Here is a 23,618-nt window from a genome sequence, read left to right as displayed (position 1 = left end):
GCACAAATTATAAACCTTGAAATACAATAAAACTTAAACAAAAAATATACTAAAATGGCAGAAATTAAAGAATACCAATTATTTATTAATGGAGAATGGAGAACTTCAACTTCTGGTGATACCATTGATATTGTAAACCCTTCTACTGAAGAGATAGTAGCACGTGTACAAAACGGTACTGCTGAAGAAGCTATTGAAGCTCTAAAAGCTGCTGATAAAGCACAAAAAGAATGGAAAAAATTACCTGCACGCTCTAGAGCAGATTTACTATATAAATTAGCAGCGGAAATTAAAGCAAATTCTGATTATTTAGCTGAATTGCTAGTACAAGAGCAAGGTAAATTATTAAAAGTAGCAAAAATGGAAGTTGCTGTTACAGCATCTTTTATTGAATATGCTTGCGAAGGCGCTAGAAGAATTGAAGGCGATATTATCCCTTCAGATAATCCGAACGAGCAAATATGGATTCAAAAAATACCTAGAGGAGTTGTAGTTGCTATTACAGCATGGAATTTCCCTTTAGCGTTAGCTGGACGTAAGTTAGGCCCTGCCCTAGTTGCAGGAAATACTATTGTTATAAAACCAACTTCTGAAACGCCTTTGGCAACTTTAGAATTAGGAAATTTAGCCAATAAAGTAGGTATTCCTGCCGGTGTTATTAATATTCTTACTGGCCCAGGAAGAGCTATGGGTAATGCTTTAGTTGAAAGCCCTATTTGTAAAATGGTAACCATGACTGGGTCTACGCCTGTTGGTCAACAAATTGCTAGAAACGCTGCACAAAACTTAACACATGTACAATTAGAATTAGGAGGAAAAGCACCTTTTATTGTTTTTGAAGATGCTGATATTGATGCCGCTGTAGCATCGGCTTTACATTCTCGTTTTGATAACTGCGGACAAGTGTGTACTTGTAATGAGCGCATGTATATTCATGAAGATATTTATGAAACTTTTATGGAAAAGTTTATTACTGCCACAAAAGCGCTTAAAGTTGGAGACCCGATGTTAGACGATACAGATATGGGACCAAAAGTAAATGCTTCGGAATTAAAACATATGGAACATTTGGTTGCTGTAAGTATTGAAGAAGGTGCAACTGTTGCTACTGGTGGTAAAAGACCAGAAGGTTCTCAATTTGAAAAAGGCTATTGGTTTGAGCCAACCGTTTTAACCAACGTTAAACAAGATATGACTATTGTTCATGAAGAATCCTTCGGTCCTATTTTACCTGTTTTAAAATTCAAAACTTTTGATGAGGTTATTGGTTATGCTAACGATTGTGAATATGGTTTAGCGGCTATGGTTTTCACAAATAACATGAATACTATCATGAAATGTAATGATGAGTTAGAATACGGAGAAATTTACGTAAACAGAGGTCATGGAGAACAACACCAAGGCTTTCATAACGGTTACAAATTATCTGGTTCTGGTGGTGAAGATGGTAAATATGGTTTTGAACAGTACATGGAAAAGAAAACTTTTTACATAAAACATAAAGCCTAATTAGTGAATTGAATTGGTTTTGAATGAATCAAAACCAATTCAATTTAATAGCATTAAATTTAAATGAAAAACAACGTTTTAATCTTTATAATTCTATTTATTCTAACCCTGCAAAGTTATGCTCAAAATAACTTTAAATGGTTTGATGAAAGTATACCCTTTGAAGAGAGAGCCAATTTATTGGTTCAAGCCATGACTCTTGAAGAAAAATGCAGTCAATTTGTTTCAGCATCACCAGCAATACCAAGATTAGACGTACCAGAATACAATTGGTGGAATGAGTCTCTACATGGTGTTGCACGAAACGGAAAGGCAACTATTTTCCCTCAGGGAATAGCTATGGGAGCCACTTTTAATCCTGAATTAATAAAGGAAGTTTCAACTGCAATTTCAGATGAAGGCAGAGCCAAATTTCAAGTTTCAAAATCTATAAATAATAGAGGTCAATATGCCGGTTTAACCTACTGGTCTCCAAATGTGAATATATTTAGAGATCCTCGCTGGGGGCGCGGACAAGAAACTTACGGAGAAGATCCCTTTTTAACTTCAAAAATAGGCATTGCTTATGTGGAAGGTTTACAAGGTGATCATCCAAAATACTTAAAAACTACAGCTTGTGCAAAGCATTATGCGGTACATTCTGGCCCCGAAGAACTACGTCATAGTTTTAATGCTAATCCTTCAAAATTAGATTTAAACGAAACTTACCTACCTGCTTTTGAAGCCTTAGTTACACAAGCAAATGTACAAGGTGTTATGGGTGCGTACAATGCGGTATATGGAGAACCATCAACAAGTAGTACTTTCTTGTTAGATGATATTTTAAAAAAACAATGGGGTTTTAATGGTTATATAGTTTCCGATTGTGGTGCTTTAGGAGATATTCTAAAGGGACATAAAAAGGCAAAAACTGTTGAAGAAGCAGCGGCATTAGCACTTATTGCCGGTGTTAACCTAAACTGCGGATGGGTTTATAATGAAATTCAATCTGCTGTTGAAAAAGGACTTATATCTGAGTCCTTATTAGATGAACGTTTAAAACAATTATTTTTAATACGTTTCAAACTAGGATTCTTTGATAAAGATGAAAGCAATCCATATAATAGTATAGGTACTGAAGTTATCAACTCTAAAGAAAATAAAGAACTTGCTCGAAAAGTAGCGCAACAATCTATAGTTCTATTAAAAAATGATAATAACGTTTTACCGCTTGATAAAAAAATAAAATCACTTTATGTCACCGGACCATTTTCCTCTTCAAGTAATATTTTAATAGCAAATTACTATGGTATGTCTTCCAATTTAGTAACGGTTTTGGAAGGTGTTACAGAAAAAGTATCGTTAGGAACCTCTTTAAATTACAGACAAGGCGTATTACCTTTTCAAAAGAATTTAAATCCTCTTAATTGGGCACCAAATGTTGCAAAAACAATTGACGCTACCATTCTAGTTGTTGGTATTTCGAACGAAATTGAAGGTGAAGAAGTTGATGCTATTGCATCTGAACATAAAGGTGACCGAAAAGATTTAAAACTACCGCAAAGCCAAATAGATTATATAAAAGAAATAAGTGAAGTAAAAAAAGGTCCATTAGTTCTAGTTATCGGCACAGGTAGCCCAGTTTCGCTAGAAGATGTAGAACCTTATGTAGATGCTATTGTATTAATGTGGTATCCCGGAGAGCAAGGCGGCAATGCCGTTGCCGATATTCTATTTGGCGATGTATCTCCTTCTGGTCACTTACCAATTACATTTCCTAAAAACGTAGATCAATTACCTGCTTTTGATGATTATAGTATGAAAGGCAGAACCTATAAATACATGGAAAAAGAACCGATGTATCCTTTTGGTTTCGGACTAACTTATGGCCAAACAGAGTTCTCCAATGCTAGCGGCTATTTAAAAAGCATTAGTAAAAAACAAGATTTCTCCTTTTCTGTAGATTTTAAGAATACTAGTAAAGTAAACTTTGAAGACGTTATTCAAGTCTATTTAGTGCCTGAAGATACTCAAGGCTTCTTACCAAAATATTCTTTAAAAGCCTTTAAAAGAGTAGAATTACTTGCAGGTGAAACAAAAAACATAAGCTTTAATATTTCTAATCAAGATTTCTATCAAACTAATTTGGAAGGAGAAAAGGCGTGGATAAAAGGAAATTACAAATTAATGATAGGCAATGCGTTACCAAGTAAAAAAAGCTTAAAACTTGGAGCAGCAAAACCTATTGAAATAACAATTAAACTAAAATAGTAAAAGACTTATAATATGAGTACAAAAATTTCAAAAGTAGATGTACGTCTATTTACGGTACCATTACCCGAAATTATGTCGGATGCTAAACATGGCGACCATTATCATTTTGAGCTAGTAACCACAACCATCACTTTAGAAGATGGAAGCGAAGGCACAGGATATACCTATACTGGAGGAAAAGGTGGTTATGCCATTAAAGCCATGATTGAACATGATTTTGCAAATGTTTTAATAAGTAAAGACGGAACCGATATTGATGGTATTTACGACTTTTTAGAATGGCATGTACATTACGTAGGCCGCGGTGGTATTGCATCTTTTGCTATTTCTACGGTGGATATTGCCCTATGGGATATTAAATGTAAAAAAGCAGGATTACCATTATGGAAAATGGCTGGGGGAGTTAATAATACCTGTAAAGCGTATTGTGGTGGTATTGATTTAATGTTTCCTATTGAAAAGCTTTTAAAGAATATGGAAGGCTATTTAGCTAAGGGATTTAAAGCGGTTAAGATTAAAATAGGTAGAGATAATCTTCAAGAAGATTTAGACCGTATTAAGGCAGTTCGAGAATTTATTGGTCCAGATGTTACGTTTATGGTTGATGCTAATTATTCTATGACTGTTGAAAAAGCCATAAAAGCTATTGAAGGTTTTAAAAAATATGATATCACTTGGTTTGAAGAACCAATTATTCCAGATAATTACAAAGGCTTTGGGGAAATTGTCGATAAAACAGGCTTTCCGTTAGCTATGGGAGAAAATCTGCATACTATTCATGAATTTGAATATGCTTTCGATCAGGCAAAACTATCCTTTATTCAGCCAGATGCCTCAAACTGTGGCGGTATTACTGGTTGGCTAGCAGCAGCACGATTGGCAGATAAACATGGGGTTCCTGCTTGCTCTCACGGTATGCAAGAATTGCATGTAAGTTTAGTATCTGCACAACCCAATTCAGGCTGGTTAGAAGTACATAGCTTTCCAATAGATGAATATACAACAAGACCTTTAGTGGTAGAAAACCATAGAGCTGTTGCCCCAGATTACCCAGGAATTGGTGTGATTTTCGATTGGGAAAAATTAGCGCCTTTTGAAGCTAAATAATAAGTTAACAATAAACTAAATCTAAAAAAAATCTTATGAGTGCAAAGATTTCAATTTTCGGAAATTACCAAGGTGAAGAAATTAAACAGTTTTTATTGAAAAATGAACATGGTATTGAAGTGAAAATAACTAATTATGGAGCAACTATAACTTCAATAACGGTTCCAAATAAAAAGGGCGAAATTGAAAATATTGCCTGTGGTTTTGATACTTTAGATGGTTATTTCGGTAAAGAATATGTTGAAAACTCACCATACTTTGGAGGTACTATTGGAAGATATTGTTCTCAAATAAAAGATTCAAAATTTACTTTAAATGGAAAAATATATCATTTAGCTAAAAATTGTGGAGAAAATAATCTTCATGGTGGCGTTCTTGGGTTTGATAAAAGAATATGGAAAGCTGAAACTTTTGATAATGCCGTAAAAATGTCTCTTTATAGTAAGGATTTAGAAGAAGGATTCCCTGGAAACGTTGAAGTTTCTGTAACATTTACATTATCATCAAATAATGAGTTAAGGATTGACTATTCTGCCAAACCAGATCAGGACACTCCGCTCTCTTTAACAAATCATACGTATTTCAATTTAAATGCTTTTTCTTCAAATGTAGAAAACCATAATGCTAAAATAAATACAACTAAAAGGCACAAAATGGACGATACAGGTGCGGCAACGGGAGCAATTGAAAATATAGAAGGTAAGATTGATGATTTATCTAAAGGAAAAAGCATTGGAGATGTACACACTGCAATGGGTGATGGATTTGAGCATTTTTATGTATTTGATAATCCTGATTTTAAACTTCAAGAAGTAGCTCAAATTACATCGGATGAATCTGGAAGAACATTAACAGTATCATCAACAGAACCTTGTATGTTATTATATACTGGAAAATACACATCGGACGCTATTAAAAGAGAAAATGGTGAACAATATGGAAAATACCGCGGTTTTTGTTGTGAAACTCATCGATATCAAAATGGGCCAAACATTGAAAACTCACCAAAATCAATAACAAAAGCGGGTGAAGAATTTAAAAGTACTACCATCTTTAAATTTGGATGGTAATTACAATAACAGAACTAAATTAATAACTAAAAAAACCAATTATGATTGAAGGCGTTTTATTAGCGATTTTCGCAGGATTAATGTTGGGATTGTACGCACTCCCAGAAAAATTTACCAAAGATTTTAAGTATGAAAATACTTGGAGTTTATTTTTTTTACTAACCATGTTTGTCGTGCCAATTATCGCTTCAATAACTTTAATTAATGGTTTCGGTGATATTTTTGGAAACATGCCCACCGATATTTGGGTTAAAATGGGTCTAACAAGTTTTCTATGGGGAATTGGTGTTATGATGTGGAGTAAAGCCATTAATCACATTGGGTTATCTTTAGGGTTTTCTTTATTTATAGGCACCATTATTCTTGTAGGTTCTCTATTACCTTACATTGAAGAAGGTTTACCTGCAACAAACGTACTAACCACTATTCTAATAGGTTTAGCTGTTGTTTTAGTTGGTGTTTTTGCTAATGGAAAAGCAGGTTTACTACGTGAAAAAGACGAGGCTAATTCTTCTGAAAAAAAGGAGAAAAAAGGCTCTATGCTTACAGGTATCTTAATTGCTATTATTGGAGGTTTATTAGCCACTGGTTTTAGTTATGCCAATGCTGCGGGTCGCCCGTATTTACATGAGGCTTGTCAAGCGGCTGGTAATGCAGAATGGATTACTGCTGTTGCCGTTATGTTTCCTATTTTTATTAGTGGAGGTATTGTAATGACGGCTTATTTCTTGTGGCAGTTATCTCAGAAAAAAGCATGGGGAGAATTTAAAACACCTGCATTTAGCAAAAACTTTATGCTTATTTTAATCATGGCCGTTTTTCATTATGCGGCTTCAGCTTTATTTGCATTTGCCGCCTTTAAGTTAGGAGAAAGTGGAAATACTGTTGGTTATGCTATCTTTAATACATCTTGTGTAGTTACAGCTATTTTGAGTGGTATTATTACTAAAGAATGGATAAAGGCTTCAGGAAAAGCAAAAAGCTTTTTATATTTTGGATTAGTATGCATGGTAGTCGGTATTGTGATTGTGGCATACGGAAATGGAATTTCATAAATAAAAAAATTAAATCATTAGAAAATGAAAAAAATAATATACACATTAACTATTGCTATGGCAATGAATTTAACCTCATGCAATAACGTAGAAAAAAAACAAGATGTTACAGAAACTGAGACTTTAATTTCTGACGAACAACAAGATTTTTTAGGCATCACCAATAAAGAATATTTAAGTGCTGCTTCAAAAAGAGCTCTTAAATGGCCAACAGATTTAGGAAATGAATGGTTTTTTGAATATCAAGTTTTCGATTTAAAAGGCGATTTAGCTTATGAAGAAGGTGTTGTAAGAAGAGACCCTAGCGCATTAATTAAAGAAGATGGAAAATACTATGTTTGGTACAGTAGAAGTACTGGTCCTTCTCAAGGATTTGGCGGCGATGTAGTTAAAGATAAAGTGTTCCCTTGGGATCGTTGTGATATTTGGTATGCAACTTCAGAAGATGGAATTACATGGAAAGAAGAAGGCTTAGCGGTAGCTCGAGGAGAAGCTGGCGCTTATGATGATCGCTCGGTATTTACCGTAGAAATCATGAAACACGAAGACACCTACTACTTATGCTACCAAACGGTTAAAAACCCATATAGTGTTCGTGTTAAAAATCAAGTAGGTTTAGCTTGGTCTAAATCACCAAATGGTCCTTGGACTAAGAGTGAAGAGCCTATTTTAAGTCCTGCTGATAATGGCATTTGGAAAGGAGAAAAACAAGACCGATTTGCCGTAGAAAAGAAAGGGGATTTTGATAGTCATAAAGTACACGATCCTTGCATTATTCCATACAAAGGGAAGTTCTACTTGTACTATAAAGGTGAACAAATGGGGGAAGCTATTACTTTTGGAGGCAGACAAATTAGACATGGTGTTGCCATTGCTGATAATCCTAAAGGACCTTACGTGAAATCTCCATACAACCCGATTTCAAATAGCGGACACGAAATTTGTGTTTGGCCTTATAATGGCGGTATAGCAGCATTAATTACTACAGATGGCCCAGAGAAAAACACGGTACAATGGTCTCCAGATGGTATTAACTTCGATATTAAAGGTGTAGTAAAAGGAGCTCCACATGCTATAGGTTTAGATAGAACTACTGATAACGAAAAAGAACCTACCGAAATATTACGTTGGGGTTTAACTCATGAATACAAAAACTCCGATTACCAATATATTAGAGGTTTTAAAACATGGAGAATGAAAAAACATACTGCTAAAGGTGTGAGTGAAGATTAGATTAATTTGAGCTTAGTTTTACTTACTACAAGGGAAATTATCATGCTACCATAATATTAATAAAACAAATATTAACCTTGACACATAACTTTTTAACCACCAATTCACTAGCTAAAAACCATCTTATCTCTACAATTAAAAATAAATGGTTTAAATTATCTAGACGGGTACGTTAAAAACTATCATATAAGGTAAAGCACTTTGAATGCTGTAAAAAAATTGGTTTGGATAGTTCCTCATTCTCATCAAGGAATTGCTTAAATTCCACAAAAGCCCATAAACTTTATGTTTATGGGCTTTTTACATTTTATTAGGTATCTTATAAAATGAAATAATGCCACATGAAAATTGCCTGATTAGGTGCTTAAATTTTAATAAAAAGCTACACCGTATAGCAAGAAATAACAATTAGATACCTAAACCTTATACTTCATTTGCCATTATTCGAAATTAATTTAATTATCCGCTTATAACGAAATATTAGTCACAATATTTAAGATTAAAAAAAACAAACACCTACTGCTTATAAACTGATAATATTGACTTTAATCGGAAATAAATCAGATTAATTCAAAAATCTTTTAAATTAGTGTTCCTCCATATTATTAATAGCAATTTACTAATAGGTTGATAATTAACTTTTGCCAAAAAATTGGCAATAGATTAATTGATATAAGTTGCTACTCATGATAACAAATTACTTCATATTAATTGTTCCAATAATTATTCTGATACTCTCAAATAATGTATGTGGTAAAAAAATTTATTCTAAGAATTATCATTTCTCTACAAATTCTAAAATATTTTTTTCCGGTCCCTCTCATATTGGTATACTCTATTCCTTTTTAGTATTTCGAATGCCAATAATAAATCAAGAGAACATCTAGTAATAGGTTATCATGTATCTTAAAATCTATAGAATTGGAAAACATTAAAAATTATCTAACAACTAAAATTAAAAAAAATGAAGAAAAAGTACTTTTTACTAAAAATTATTCTTTTAGTATTTTCGACTCCTTTATTTGCACAAAATGCCCCTGTACCAACCGTAGAATATCAAGCTTTAGTAGATTTCTACAATTTAATGGGAGGAGACGATTGGCGAACCAAATGGGATATTAGTAGTAATAATTTACATACTACAACATGGTATGGAGTTGTTGTAGAAAATGAACATATTGTTGAAATTAGTTTACCAAACAATAAAGTTAGAGGTGCTATACCTGCTTCATTCAGCAATCTAAAATTTCTTAGAAAACTTGATTTAAGTGCAACCACAACCTCAAGTTCTTATAGCCATGATTTGAGTTCATCAAATCTTGAAAACCTTTCTGGATTAGAAAGTTTACAAGATTTAAACCTTAGGTATTGCAGTATTTCAGGTAGCCTTCCTACGTCGTGGAGTCAATTAACAGAGTTAAAATCCTTAATAGTAAGCAATAACGAACTTGCAGATACTATTTTTAACGAGATAGGTAATTTAACAGCATTGGAATCTATAGATTTTTCTAATAATAATTTATCAGCTATTCCAGCATCAATAAGCAATTTAACAAACTTAAAAACTATCAATTTAAGATATAATGAGATTACCATCTTACCACAAGAATTGGAAGACCTTACTAATTTAACTCATGTATATTTAGAGTATAATATGATTAACGATATAGAAGGATTTTTAAATACCAATATTTATTTAGGTATAAATTCCCAAACAGTAATATTGGACGAAATTGTTTACAATGGCGTAGATGTGATTTTAACTAATTTACCTGATATTACGCGTTACAACAGAACTAGCAACGATTTCTCTGCATTAAATAATTTTTATTTACAAATAGATGGAAGCAATGTGGCTACAAACATTAAAATGGAAGCTGATGGCAGCATTGTGCTATCAAAATCTTTATTAAATACTTTAACTTCTGAAAAACAGGTAAGGTTATACCAGCAGTCCGGATCAGCAGGAGGCACTTATATTAACTTTACAACTACCACTGTAGATTTACCAGCAATTCCTGATGATGAATATCAAGCATTAGTCGATTTTTATAATGCGACCCAAGGAGATAGCTCTTGGATAACCACATGGGACGTGAGCGTTAATAACCTAAATTTAGGTGCATGGTATGGTTTAGCTATTGAAGATGGACATATTGTTGAAATAAACTTACCAAACAATAGAATTATAGGTGCCATTCCAGCTACTTTTAATAATTTAAAGTTTCTAAGAACGCTTAACCTAAGTTCTACTACTACTTCGTCTTATTATGCCCACGATTTCAGTTCCACCAATCTTGATAATCTATCGGGATTGGAAAGCCTAGAAGAACTGAATTTGAGGTATTGCAATATATCTGGAAGCCTACCATCTTCATGGTCGCAACTTACCAATTTAAAATCGTTAACATTAAATAATAATGCGCTTTCAGGAACTATTTTTAGCGAGATAGGTAATTTAACAGACATGGAAGAAATCGATTTTTCATATAATAATTTAACAGGTATTCCCACCTCCATAGCGAATTTAACAAGCTTAAAAACTATTAATTTAAGAAATAACGAAATTACCATCTTACCACAAGAATTAGAAGACCTTACTAATCTAACCACATTGAATGTTTATTATAATCAGATTACGGATACCGAGGCTTTTTTAACTCCTAGCGTTAATTTAAGTATATATTATCAAACCATAACCGTAGATGAGTTTGTGTACAGTGGAGATAATGTGGTATTAACCAACTTGCCCGATATTACCCGCTACAATAGGGCTAATAATGATTTTTCGGAATTAAACAGTTTTTATTTAAGAATAAACAATAGTAATGTAGCAACAAATCTTGGTATGGAGGCAGACGGAAGTCTTATAATTCCAAAAGAGTACCTAAGCTCTTTAACTCCAGAGCAACAAGTGTCCATTTTCCAACAAAATGGAACTTCATATGGCACAACTATCAACTTTACCACTACCACGTTAGATTTACCTGCAATTCCTGATGACGAATATCAAGCACTTGTTGATTTTTATAACGCTACCCAAGGCGATAGCTCTTGGATAAACACCTGGGATGTAAGCGTTAATAACCTAAACTTAGGAGCATGGTATGGTTTAGCTATTGAAGATGGACATATTGTTGAAATAAACTTACCAAACAATAGAATTATAGGTGCCATTCCAGCTACTTTTAGTAATTTAAAGTTTCTAAGAACGCTTAACCTAAGTTCTACTTCTTCTTCTTATTATGCCCACGATTTCAGTTCTACCAATCTTGATAATCTATCGGGATTGGAAAGCCTAGAAGAACTTAATATGAGGTATTGCAATATATCCGGAAGCCTACCATCTTCATGGTCGCAACTTACCAATTTAAAATCGTTAACATTAAATAACAATGCGCTTTCAGGAACTATTTTTAGCGAGATAGATAACTTAACAGCATTAGAAGAGGTTGATTTCTCCTATAATAACATAACAGCTATCTCGACCTCTATAGGCAATTTAACAAGCTTAAAAACTATTAATTTAAGAAATAACGAAATTACCATCTTACCACAAGAATTAGAAGATCTTACTAATCTAACCACATTGAATGTTTATTATAATCAGATTACTGATATCGAGGCTTTTTTAACTCCTAGCGTTAATTTAAGTATATATTATCAAACCATAACCAGAGATGAGTTTGTGTATAGTGGAGATGATGTGGTATTAACCAACCTACCCGATATTACCCGCTACAATAGGGCTAATAATGATTTTTCGGAATTAAACAGTTTTTATTTAAGAATAAACAATAGTAATGTAGCAACAAATCTTGGTATGGAGGCAGACGGAAGTCTTATAATTCCAAAAGAGTACCTAAGCTCTTTAACTCCAGAGCAACAAGTGTCCATTTTCCAACAAAATGGAACTTCATATGGCACAACTATCAACTTTACCAACACTACTTTAGATTTGGAAGAAATTCCAGATGAAGAATATCAAGCACTAGTAGATTTTTACAATGCCACACAAGGCGATAGCAATTGGATAAACCAATGGGATGTTAGTATAAACAACCTAAACTTAGGAGCATGGTATGGTTTAGCAATTGAAGATGGACATATTGTTGAAATAAGCTTACCAAACAATAGAATAGTAGGTGCAATACCTGCCTCATTCAGTAATTTAAAATTTCTTAGGAAACTTGATTTAAGTTCGACTACAACCTCAAGCTATTATACTCATGATTTTAGTTCTACAGATCTCAATAACCTCTCTGGTCTAGAAAGTTTAGAAGAATTAAATCTAAGATATTGCAATATTTCTGGTCCACTACCCGCTTCATGGAGTCAATTAACTAATTTAAAATCCCTATCCATTAGGGATAATGACATAACCTCAATACCGGCAGAACTAGATAGCTTAACGAACCTAGAAGTATTGGATTTAAGTTATAATTCTTTAGAGAATTCGGAAGTTAATTTTTCTAATTTACAATTAACCACTCTTAATCTTCGATACCAGACCATTAATATTGAAAATATAGAAATTGAATCTAACGAGATTAATATTGATCTGCCAACCGCGTTAATAATTGATTTCAATACAGGAGAAGTAAATACTAATGCCAGCAACGAATTTCAACTATTTGTAAATAATGTGTATCAAAAAACTAGCTTTTCAAGCGATGGGAAATTAATATTTTCTAATATCAATTTACTAAACTTAGAAGTAACTGATAACATTAGAATCTATCAAACTACAGGTGCAGCGCAATACTCCAATATTTACTATAACACTTTAAGTTTTGGTTTACCTCTTGTAGATGAAGAATTTGAAATTTTAAAAACATTATACAACGCAACAAACGGCGATTCCTGGACAAACTCATGGGATATTAGTGTAAATAATGTAAATACAACCAGTTGGTTTGGTGTTAGTATAAAAGGAGGGCACGTGGTTTCTATTAATTTATTTAATAATAATCTATCTGGGGTTATTCCTGCGGATATTACGGGCTTGAGTAAGTTACAAATACTAGCTTTAAATAATAACGATTTACAAGGTAGTATACCTACAAATATTAGTTTATTAACAGATTTAGAAACATTGGACTTAAGTTCTAACGCGTTATCTGGCAATATACCTAATACTATTTCTGATTTACAATACTTGAAAAAATTTGCCATTGGTAATAATAATTTTACCGGTACGGTTCCATCTGTATTATCAGATTTTGTAGCCCTAGAGCATTTAGATATTTCTAGTAATGGTTTCGATAATGTTGAAAAGAAACTGTACTACGATTTTACTAACACCTATATAGATTTACGAAACCAAGTTATTAATTTTAATACGGTATTAAATTTAGAAGGTAGTGAACTAACCGTCGAACTAGGAAACGTTGCAAAATACGATTTAGAAAACAATAATTTCGATGCCAAAAACACGTTTGTTTTACTAGTTAACGATGTTACCCACACCTCTACTATTACCAATGATGTTGGTGAAATTATATTCGAAGATGTAAGAATTGGCGAAATTCCTTCCAATGCTAAAATTTCAATTCGTCAAACTACAGGTACGTTTAGAAATACAGAGTTTAATTATGAAGGTATTGAAGACAAATCCAATATTCCTGTTGTTGAACAAGAATATCTTGCATTAGTTAGTTTATACAACAGTTTAGATGGCGATGATTGGACTAATAGTTGGGATATTTCAACCAATAACCTACACACTAACAAATGGTATGGTGTAAGCACTTACGATGGGCATATTGTAGCTATAAACTTAAGTGCAAACAATGTATCAAACAGTGTTCCTAATATATTTGGTGATTTGCCTTTTTTAAACACATTAAACTTATCATCAAACAAATTAACTAGCATTGATACCGCTTTACCAGCAACCATAGATTTTGTGTACGATAGACAAACTATTGAAGCTGGAGATATTAACCTAAATAGCGAGACCACTATAAAAGATTTTAGTATTAATACCTACGAACATTCTAAAAGCAGTTTTAATAATCAAACCTATAATTTACGAATTGGGAGTTTCTCAAGAACCATTAATCTTTCAGAAACTGGTATTAAATTAATAGATTTAATTAAGACCTGGAAAGTACCCAATAATCAAAAAGTAGAACTAAGGCAAATTTCTGGTGATGCTAAAAACAGTATCATAAATTATTATTTACAATATGAATCTGGAGATTCCAATCTAGATAGTCAATTGAATGTTTTGGATATACAAACTTCAATTAATCATATAATTAATAACTATGTTCCTTATTTTAATTTTAATGCAGCCGATGTGAACAGTAGTAATAGCATCAATATTCTAGATGTTATTGGGCAAGTTAATATTATACAAAATCAAGAGAAGGAAGTCACCACCAAAAGTGCCTTAGCCAAAGAAAAAACACATAGTGCCACGACTTCAAAAATTAGTATAGAAAACGGATTTTTATACTTAGACACTAATGGACATGATGTTACTAGTTTCGAAATTTTAATTAATGACACCACTAAAGAAACAATAGAAGAATTAATTTCTCCGCTTGGTTTTTCAGTAAACATGGCTAATAAAAACAATAGTGTTAATCTTATTGCCTACTCTTTTAGTTCGAGTTTAAATGGAAAAATAGCACTAGCTAAATTGGCCAACACGAGCGCTTCTGTTCAATCCGTTCTTTTAGCAGGTATAGATGCCAATGAGATTCCTTCAGAAATTTTAGAAAACGCACTAAGCACTAATGAATTTGATATCGGAAAAACATCTCACACATACAATTTCCCAAACCCTTTTAAAGATGAAACTACAATCGATTTCTATTTAGATAACAATAGAGCAAACACAACCTTATCAATTTACGATGTACGCGGCAGAAAAGTAGAAGAAATAGTTATAAAAACTCTATTAAAAGGAAATAACCAATACCTGTTTAAACGTAAAAAATTGCCATCTGGAATTTATTTCTATTTAATAAACACTAAGGGTTATAACGCTACATTAAAAGGTAAAATGATAATAAAAGATAATTAATATTAAAAAATTATGAGAGCTATAAAATTCACATTATTACTGTTGTCATTTATTACAACAGCATACGGACAAAACAGCCTAATTATAGAAGACTTGGAGGCTGCTTCTGGAGATGATACAAAAATAGTAATTGCACTAAATAACACTGAAAGTATTTCGGGTTTTCAATTTAAAATAAAAGTCCCAAACAACTTAATAGTTAAAGAAAAAGAGGTAAGTTTTACTGGTAGAAATACAGACCACCTTATTTACCCAAAAAGGATGGGTAATGGCGAATATTTGTTTTTATGTTTCTCTGGAAGCAATGCTAATTTTACAGGACAAACAGGTAGCCTTATTGAAATTCCTATAGAAATACCATTAACCTATAATACTGGTGACACATATGATATGACATTCACAGAAACCATAGTAAGTTCTAGTGCAGGAGTCGATATAGGAAGCAACCACCAAAACGGAGAATTAACCATTATTGAAGGTGAAAATCCAGATTTACAAGTTGGAGCAATATCCGTACTGCAAAATGATATTTTACCTAATGCGCCATACAGCATTAGTTGGGAAGTTGAAAACATTGGCTTATCTGCTGCAATTGGAGGTTGGAGAGAACAAATAGCAATAGTATCTCAAACCAATGGAAAAAAATATATTATCGGAAATGCAAATTATTCCAATCCGCTTACAGAGAATGAAACTATAACACGAGATATAGACGTTATTATCCCTAGAATTATTGGTTTTGATGGCGAAGTAAAAATTGAAATTACTCTAATTACAAATGCCGAAGTTAGAGAACCTGCAAATACTAAAGAAAATAATACAGCCATTTCAAATGACACCCAAAATTTATTAAAAAGATTAATTTTTACACTATCTAAAAATGAAGTTTTTGAAAACTCAGATGATGTATTAAGACTTAAACTTGTAAGAAGTGGTGATACAAGTATAGCCGAAGATTTTACAGTTTCTTCTGATGCTGTAGGTGCTTTCAATTTGCCTAGTACGGTTACAATTGGTGAAAATGAATCATCAAAATTTCTTTATGTAAACACGATTGATAATGAAACTTACGAAGGCGACAGAACCGTTAATATTATCGCCCAAAGCGCTGCTTATAGCGATGAAAGTGTTAGTTTAACATTGCTAGATGATGAAGATGTTGTACTTAGCTTAGAATATCCAGAGGTATTTGAATCTGCAATAGGCAGTAACATACCCTTTACTTTAAATGCTAATTTTTCTGTAGATGAAGATAGAACTATTACACTGTCTACAGATTTGCCACAAAGATTACAATTACCTAGCCAAGTTACATTATTAGCCAATTCTACAACAATAACCTTTAATGGCACAATATTAGATTCTCAAATCATAGAAAAAGCAGAAACAGCTAATATTATTGCAAAGGCAGATGGTTATACTACTGCTGTTAAGGAAATTAAATTAGGAGCTATAAACCTTCCCGATTTCACTATCAGCATAAACCCTGCTCAAATTTCTGAAGGCGATGGCATCAAAGCTTCTTATGCAACCTTAAAAAGAACAGATCAATTAGATAAACCTGTTACAGTAAAAATTAGCGCAAATACCGCTAATCAATTAATATTACCCTCCGAAATTACATTTCAAATAGGAGAATCTGAGAAAATATTCAATATTGGAGCTGTAAATAATTCCGAGGTTGAAGGTGAGCGCACAGTTATCATAACTTCAAAAATTAAGTTTGATAGTTGCTCATGTGTTGATGATACAGAACCAAGCGCCTCTGTAAATGGAAATATTACAATTTTAGATAATGATGGGCTAGCATTAAATATAAAAATAACGCCGTCAACAATTAAAGCAGGTGCAGATAATAACACGCTTGTTATTTCAAGAAACACTGAAGACCCAAACATTCTTCAAAACACAGTAATTGTAAACCTATCTAGCGATTTAGGAAACATTATCGAGCTGCCAGATACAGTTACAATTCCTGCCAACCAAAAAGAGGTTGAGGTTACCTTCAATACAATTATAGATCCAAATCAAGATGGCGATGAAACCGCCAGAATTCAAGTGGATGCCGCGGGCTATAGTTCTGGATTTGGCTGGATACTAATTTCAAATCAAAATAAACCCGATGCTTCTATTTCAGAAATATCAACGAACATAAGTGTAGAAGCAGGAACGAAAATAGATGTAACTAGCTTTATAAAAAATCAAGGAAATATTGATTATCCAACAAAAAGTAAAATCGATTATTATTTATCTAAAACACCTAATATTGGTAGTACAAAACCTTTTGTGTCTTCCATAATAAATAAGGTTATTGCGGTAGACGAAAATTTTGAATATATTGAAAATATTCAGCTTCCAAATTTTTCTGGAGATTACTACCTTACAGTTAAAGTAAACGCTGATTATTCTATAAATGAATTAGATTATGAAAATAATGAGAACCAAATACAAATAAAACTCCTTCCATCCTATTCTGTAGATTTAACGCTAGATAAAGAGGTATATGAAACTAACGAAATTGTTGAAGTTACTGGAGTTGCTAAAAATGCATCAGATGAAAATGTGCCAAATGCAGATATTGCTTTAAAAATAAAAAATGCAGATTTTGTAAAAGATTATACAGTAAAAACTGATGCTAATGGAACTTTTGTTTTTGAATATGTTCCCTTCGAAAACGAAAACGGTTCTTACACCGTAGCTGCAAGCTTCCCTGGAGAAGATGTTATTCCTCAAGAAAGTTTTGAGTTATTGGGTTTAGATATGATTAATAAACCACAATACATTAAATGGGAAACAGTTGTTAACGAGCCTTTAGGCAAAGAGTTTATTCTTAAAAACAAAACCAATACAAAATTAACGGGTGTTTCCATTCAGCTTCCTGCTGATGCTGAGTTTTCTATAGAACAAACCCCCATGGATATAGAACCAGGAGAAACAATAAACTTTCCCTACACTCTAGTATCTACAGTAGCGAGTTTAGAATTAAAATATACCGAATTTAAAATAGTAATCCAATCAAACGAAGGTGCTACATATACCGAGCAAGGTTATTATTACAGCAAAGATCAAGAGGCTAAATTACTGGCAACTCCTATTTCTATTAATACAACTATGGTTAAGGATCAAGCAAGACTTTATGAAGTTGCAATTAAAAATGTAGGAGCAATAGACGCCGAAAATGTAGAAATATTATTACCAGAATTAGGATGGTTAAGATTAAATTCTCAAAAAGTAATTGAAAGAATTAAACCTAACGAAGAGGTTAAAATCATTTTAGAATTTAAACCTACAGTAAAAGAACAGGTTAATGTACCTATTAATGGAAACTTTGTTGTAAAACAACAAAAGGGAAAATCAATTTCCATTCCTTTTAGGTTAGAAACGGTATCAGAATCTACGGGAAATCTAATTGTTGATGCTACCGATGAATACACGTATAATACAGCAAGCGCACCACATTTAAAAGATGCTAAAGTAATTGTTAAACATCCGTTTACGGGAGTTGTAATTGCCGAAGGACTTACCAATGAATTAGGTTTATTTGAAGTTCCTAATATTAATGAAGGTTGGTATGTTGTAAATATTTCGGCAGAAAAACATAATCCTTACCAAAACAATATATTGGTAGATCCTGGTAAAGACACAAAAGTTACAGCGTTTTTACCTTACCAAGCCGTTACCTATTCTTGGGATGTAGAACGCATAGAAATCTTAGATGAATATGACATTACCTTACAAGTAGATTTTGAAACTAATGTGCCCTTGCCTGTTGTTGTAATGGAAATAGATAATCCTAAATTAGATTTAAACCCAGGAGAATCTAGAATGACTTATATAACAGTAACTAATCACGGTTTAATTGCTGCTAGAAAAGTTAGTATTAATACGGGAGAAGCAGATGGGTATTCCATTCAACCCCTTATCACCTCATTAGATGAATTAAATGCAAAATCTGCAGTAACCATACCTGTTTTAGTTAAAAACACAAGCGATGGCGGTAAAACTGCTGGATCAAATAAAAGTGAGGCAGCACAAGCCGGTGGTGGCAGTTGTAATGTTCCTGTAACTTTAAGGGCTGTTTATATTTGCGATACAGAAAAAGAATTATTTTCATACACAGCCTATGTTAACACATGCGCATCAACGGGTGGTGCAGGACCAATAATTACCGGTGGTTGCTCGGGTTGCGGCCCAGGAGGTGTTGGAGGTGGTTCAGGATCCGGTTATGGTTATTCACCGGGTTCAGGCACAAGCACATTAACATCATTTCCAGATTTTTGCGATCCTTGCACAAAAAGTATTACATCAACAGTATTAAGTTGTAATCCATATACTTCTGCCCTTAGTTGTGCATTTGGTCTTTTAACATCAACAAGTCTTACAGATTTGGGATTAGGGGCTGCTGGCTGTGTAAGTTCTCCTTTTGGCTGTATATGGTCTATAATAACATTAAAAGATTGTTTTCCTTCCGGTGGCGGTAGCAGTGGATCTTCAAAAACACAATATAGTAAATCAGCTTTAGATGAAATTGGAGGGAATTTCGACTATATTTTTGAAGACTTTGAGAAAATTACAGAGGCCGAAACTGCACACCTTAACATGTTATCAGAATATTTTCAAAATCCCGACTTAGAGGGAGACAATGATAATTTGTCCCTTTTCTTAAGCATTACCGGCAATGCCATGGATTCGGAAACTGTATTAACTCCAGAAGACGTAATTACTCTTAAAAATGCCATGGCAGAAACAACAGTAACCACAGCTTATATTGATAGCTTTGTTACCCGATGGAATACTACTATCGAGGCTTGGGATTTAGATATTTTATCACCAAACACCTCATATCCAGATATTATAGATAAAGTACAAATTGAGGAGTATAAGAAAATTAAAACAGATTTATTAACTCATGCATTTACAAGAGGTTTTGTTTCTGTAGCAGACATGTATAATTCTGACATAGAGTCTATAGAAGAGTTTGTTGAAGAAAAAAGTAAAGACGCAGCAAGCGTTTGTGCATCGGTAACTATAGAGTTTCCTCAAAGGTTAACAATGACGCGTGAAGCTTTTGAAGGTACTTTAAAAATAAACAATTCTAGCGCAAAGGCAATCACTGAAATTAATTTAGAATTAGTTGTTAAAGATGAATTTGGCGAAAACAAATCGCATTTATTTCAAATTAACAAAGAAGCATTCTTGAATGGTGAGGGCATTGTAGACTCCGATTCAAACGGACAAGGTTTAGTTACATTTATTCCAACTAAAGAAGCTGCTCCACAAGTAGTGAAATCTTATGCATTTGGCGGAATACTCTCTTATTTCGATCCAGAAGTTGGCGAAACAGTAAGCATAGCACTTAATCCGGTAACCTTAGAGGTTAATCCTAGTCCAGATTTAATACTTCATTATTTTATGCAACGTGATATTTTAGGTGACGATGCACTTACTAAAGATATTGTAGAGCCTTCTATTCCAGCAGAATTATCACTAATGATTACAAACGATGGTTATGGATTAGCTACAAATGTAAATGTAGAATCTATGCAACCAGAAATTGTGGAAAATGAAAAAGGGCTATTAATAGATTTTAATATGATAGGTTCTAACTTTAATAACGAGCCAACGCAACTCGGATTATTAAATGTTGACTTTGGAGACATTCAACCCAAAACATCGGCTGTAGGACAATGGTTTTTTACAAGTTCCTTAATTGGTCATTTTGTTGAATTCGATGTTAAAGTAAATCATAAAAGTAGTTTTGGAAATGCAAATTTAAGTTTAATCAAAGGGGCATTTATACATGAGTTGGTTAGAAGTGTTAAATCCTATGGCACCGATAGTGATGATATTTCAGATTTCCTGGTTAATGATGTATCTGATGTTTATGATACACCTGATATGATTTATTTATCAGATGGAACTTCCGAAGATGTATCAGAAGTCGACGCTATAGAAATTACAGAAGCTGTTACTCCGGCAACTTTAACTTCTAAAATAAGAATAAACCCAAGTACAACAGGATGGAACTATGGTAACATTTTAAACCCTGCCGCTAAAAATTACACCTTAGCACGAGTGGTTAGAGATAGTGATAGTTTTGAAATTCCATTACAGAACTTTTGGCAAACCCATGTAACCCTCAAGGACGGTTTAAATCCTAAATATGAAAACAAATTACATGTATTAGATAAGATTTCAAATATAGAAACCTACACCTTGTACTTTACACCAATAGATGGAGATATCCCTCAAGTTATAGCATTTATTGATCCTCCAGAGGAATACAATACAACATCGGTAGATTTTATTACAGTAGAATTTAATAAAGAAATTGATTTTAACACGTTTACATTCGAGGATGTCGAAGTCATTCATCAAGGTGCTTCGGTGCCAACAGATAATGTCTTGATTGGTAAAATTGATGCCACTACATTTTCAATAAATATTGAAGCTCTTACTGCACAATCTGGATTTTATGAATTGACGGTAAACACCATAGGAATAAAAGACTTAGCAGGAAATGATGGCAGAAACGGTAAAAAATTAGATTGGTTACAGTTTGTTAATGAGTTAGGAATTCTCAAATTCGAGTCCGATCAATTAAAGAAAAACCCATTAAATAGTATCGATATTATTTTCAACAAACCTATTCGCACAGAAGAATTTACCGAAGATAAAATTACGATTAATGATACACCTGTTAGTGGACTTACCATTCTAAAAGTTGACGATTACAACTATACCATTTCTGGAATTAATCCATTAAATGAAGATAATGGCGACTATACAATAGCTATAGATGTTACAAATATTAAAGCAACAGATGGTGTTTCTGGGCTAGCAGTACAAACCTTTAATTGGATGGTAGATACTAACTTACCAGAAGTTATAGAAATACAAACAGCTAGTCAAGGTGCCACAAACACACAAAATATTACCCAATTAGAAATAGAATTAAATAGGGCAATTATTTCAGAGTTGGAACCTTCTGCTTTTCAGTTTACTAAAAACGGGCAAGATTTAGACATTCCTATAATCATTCAAAAAACAGATGATTTACATTATACCATTTACGGCTTAGGAAGTTTTACCGCCGACAATGGAACCTATCGTGTAATAATTGACCAATCTACTTTTATAGATGAAAATGATAATTTTGGGGAAGGTATTGCAGAAACTTCCTGGACGGTAAGATTAGATGCTTTAAACGCTTTTGCAAACTTAAAACTAACACCAGACAGAGGTATTTCTAGTACAGATAACATTACATCTGGTAGCGATGTTCAATTAATTTATGAAACCTTAATAGATAATATAACTGTTGAAGTTTATGAGCTTTTAGGAACAAGTGAAGTTTTAATAAATAAACAACTTACCGAAACTAGCGGTGAATACGGCGTTCCTGTAAGTGATTATGTTGGGGCTAAAAGGTTTAAGGTAGTTGCATACGATGATTTAGGTAACAGAAGTAATGCTGAGGTTTTATCGGCCTATATAGATTTTACCGATATAATTACTGATATTCAACCTGTAGATGATGTAAGTAATGACTGTTCAGATTTTAATTATGTTGATGTAACTTTTTCAGATGAAATTAATGAGAGCTCGTTTACTATTGATGCCATTACATTAAAATCTTCGGGTGTCGAAATTCCGAAAAATGACGTCACTATAAGAAAAATAACTGATAAAGCCTTTGTTATAGAAAACATACAAAACGATAATGATGGCTCTATTACTTTAGAAATTGATAAAACTAAAATAACCAAACAAATAAGTGGATTAAATGGTTTTATAACAGAAACTAAAGAACTAGGAAGTTCTGCTACTTACGCAGTAACTATTATTGGTGAAGAAAACCCTAACATAGACGGTTTATATGAATACACAGCCGATGCTAACATGAATAAGTACGATTGGATAATAATAAACGGAGAAATTGTATCTAAAGAAGGTAACAAGGTAACCGTAAAATGGAATAAATTAAACTTACAATCATTAATACTTAGATATAAAACTCCACTTAATTGTGATTTAACGGCTTCTAAAGAAGTCATTGTGAAAAATGAATCCTTAGATGTTGAAGACAATCAAAACGATGAAAGAAAAAGCTTTATTGCTCCTATTCCGAATAATGGAAAATTTACTGTTCATACAAGTATGATTATAGATAATTGTACTCTCGATATTTATGACAGTACAGGAAAACAAATATATCAAGAAAAAAATGTTGATTTAAGCAGCAAAATGAAGGATATCGATATTAATCTAAATGCAGGTATGTATATATTGATTCTTCATAATTCAGAGGAAAAACTCAATTTTAAATTTATTATAAATTAAATAATTTATAAA

At 32.9% G+C, this 23,618-nt stretch carries 8 protein-coding genes; all 8 read left to right on the top strand.

Features of this window, described 5'->3' with window-relative positions; all coding sequences use genetic code 11:
• Nucleotides 1-54: 54 nt before the first annotated feature.
• The 8 genes from aldA to HNQ90_RS07120 all read left to right on the top strand — a co-directional run bounded on the left by aldA (nt 55) and on the right by HNQ90_RS07120 (nt 23,606).
• A complete protein-coding gene (gene aldA / locus HNQ90_RS07155; protein WP_144117180.1) occupies nt 55-1,509 on the top strand; it encodes an aldehyde dehydrogenase in 1,455 nt (484 codons plus the stop codon).
• Between the two features lie 63 nt (nt 1,510-1,572).
• Complete coding sequence (locus HNQ90_RS07150; protein WP_144117179.1) at nt 1,573-3,759, top strand: glycoside hydrolase family 3 C-terminal domain-containing protein; 2,187 nt, start codon at nt 1,573-1,575, stop codon at nt 3,757-3,759.
• A gap of 15 nt (nt 3,760-3,774) precedes the next feature.
• Nucleotides 3,775-4,869: a mandelate racemase/muconate lactonizing enzyme family protein gene (locus tag HNQ90_RS07145; RefSeq protein ID WP_144117178.1), complete on the top strand. Its 1,095-nt coding sequence runs from the start codon at nt 3,775-3,777 to the stop codon at nt 4,867-4,869.
• 35 nt (nt 4,870-4,904) lie between these two features.
• A complete protein-coding gene (locus tag HNQ90_RS07140; RefSeq protein WP_133966658.1) occupies nt 4,905-5,939 on the top strand; it encodes an aldose epimerase family protein in 1,035 nt (344 codons plus the stop codon).
• Between the two features lie 41 nt (nt 5,940-5,980).
• The gene (locus HNQ90_RS07135; RefSeq protein WP_042504568.1) at nt 5,981-6,994 is read left to right on the top strand and encodes an L-rhamnose/proton symporter RhaT; all 1,014 of its coding nucleotides are present in this window, start codon (nt 5,981-5,983) and stop codon (nt 6,992-6,994) included.
• 24 nt (nt 6,995-7,018) lie between these two features.
• On the top strand, nt 7,019-8,227 hold the full coding sequence (locus HNQ90_RS07130; RefSeq protein WP_144117177.1) for a glycoside hydrolase family 117 protein: 1,209 nt from the start codon (nt 7,019-7,021) through the stop codon (nt 8,225-8,227).
• A 964-nt stretch (nt 8,228-9,191) separates the two neighbouring features.
• Complete coding sequence (locus tag HNQ90_RS07125; RefSeq protein ID WP_144117176.1) at nt 9,192-15,263, top strand: leucine-rich repeat domain-containing protein; 6,072 nt, start codon at nt 9,192-9,194, stop codon at nt 15,261-15,263.
• Nucleotides 15,264-15,275: 12 nt separating this feature from the next.
• A complete protein-coding gene (locus HNQ90_RS07120; protein ID WP_144117175.1) occupies nt 15,276-23,606 on the top strand; it encodes a T9SS type A sorting domain-containing protein in 8,331 nt (2,776 codons plus the stop codon).
• The last annotated feature ends 12 nt before the right edge of the window (nt 23,607-23,618 follow it).

Source organism: Algibacter amylolyticus (genome assembly GCF_014202225.1).
Classification (GTDB): domain Bacteria; phylum Bacteroidota; class Bacteroidia; order Flavobacteriales; family Flavobacteriaceae; genus Algibacter_B; species Algibacter_B amylolyticus.
Note: the sequence above shows the minus strand (reverse complement) of the source record. Positions and strands in the feature narration are given on the sequence as shown.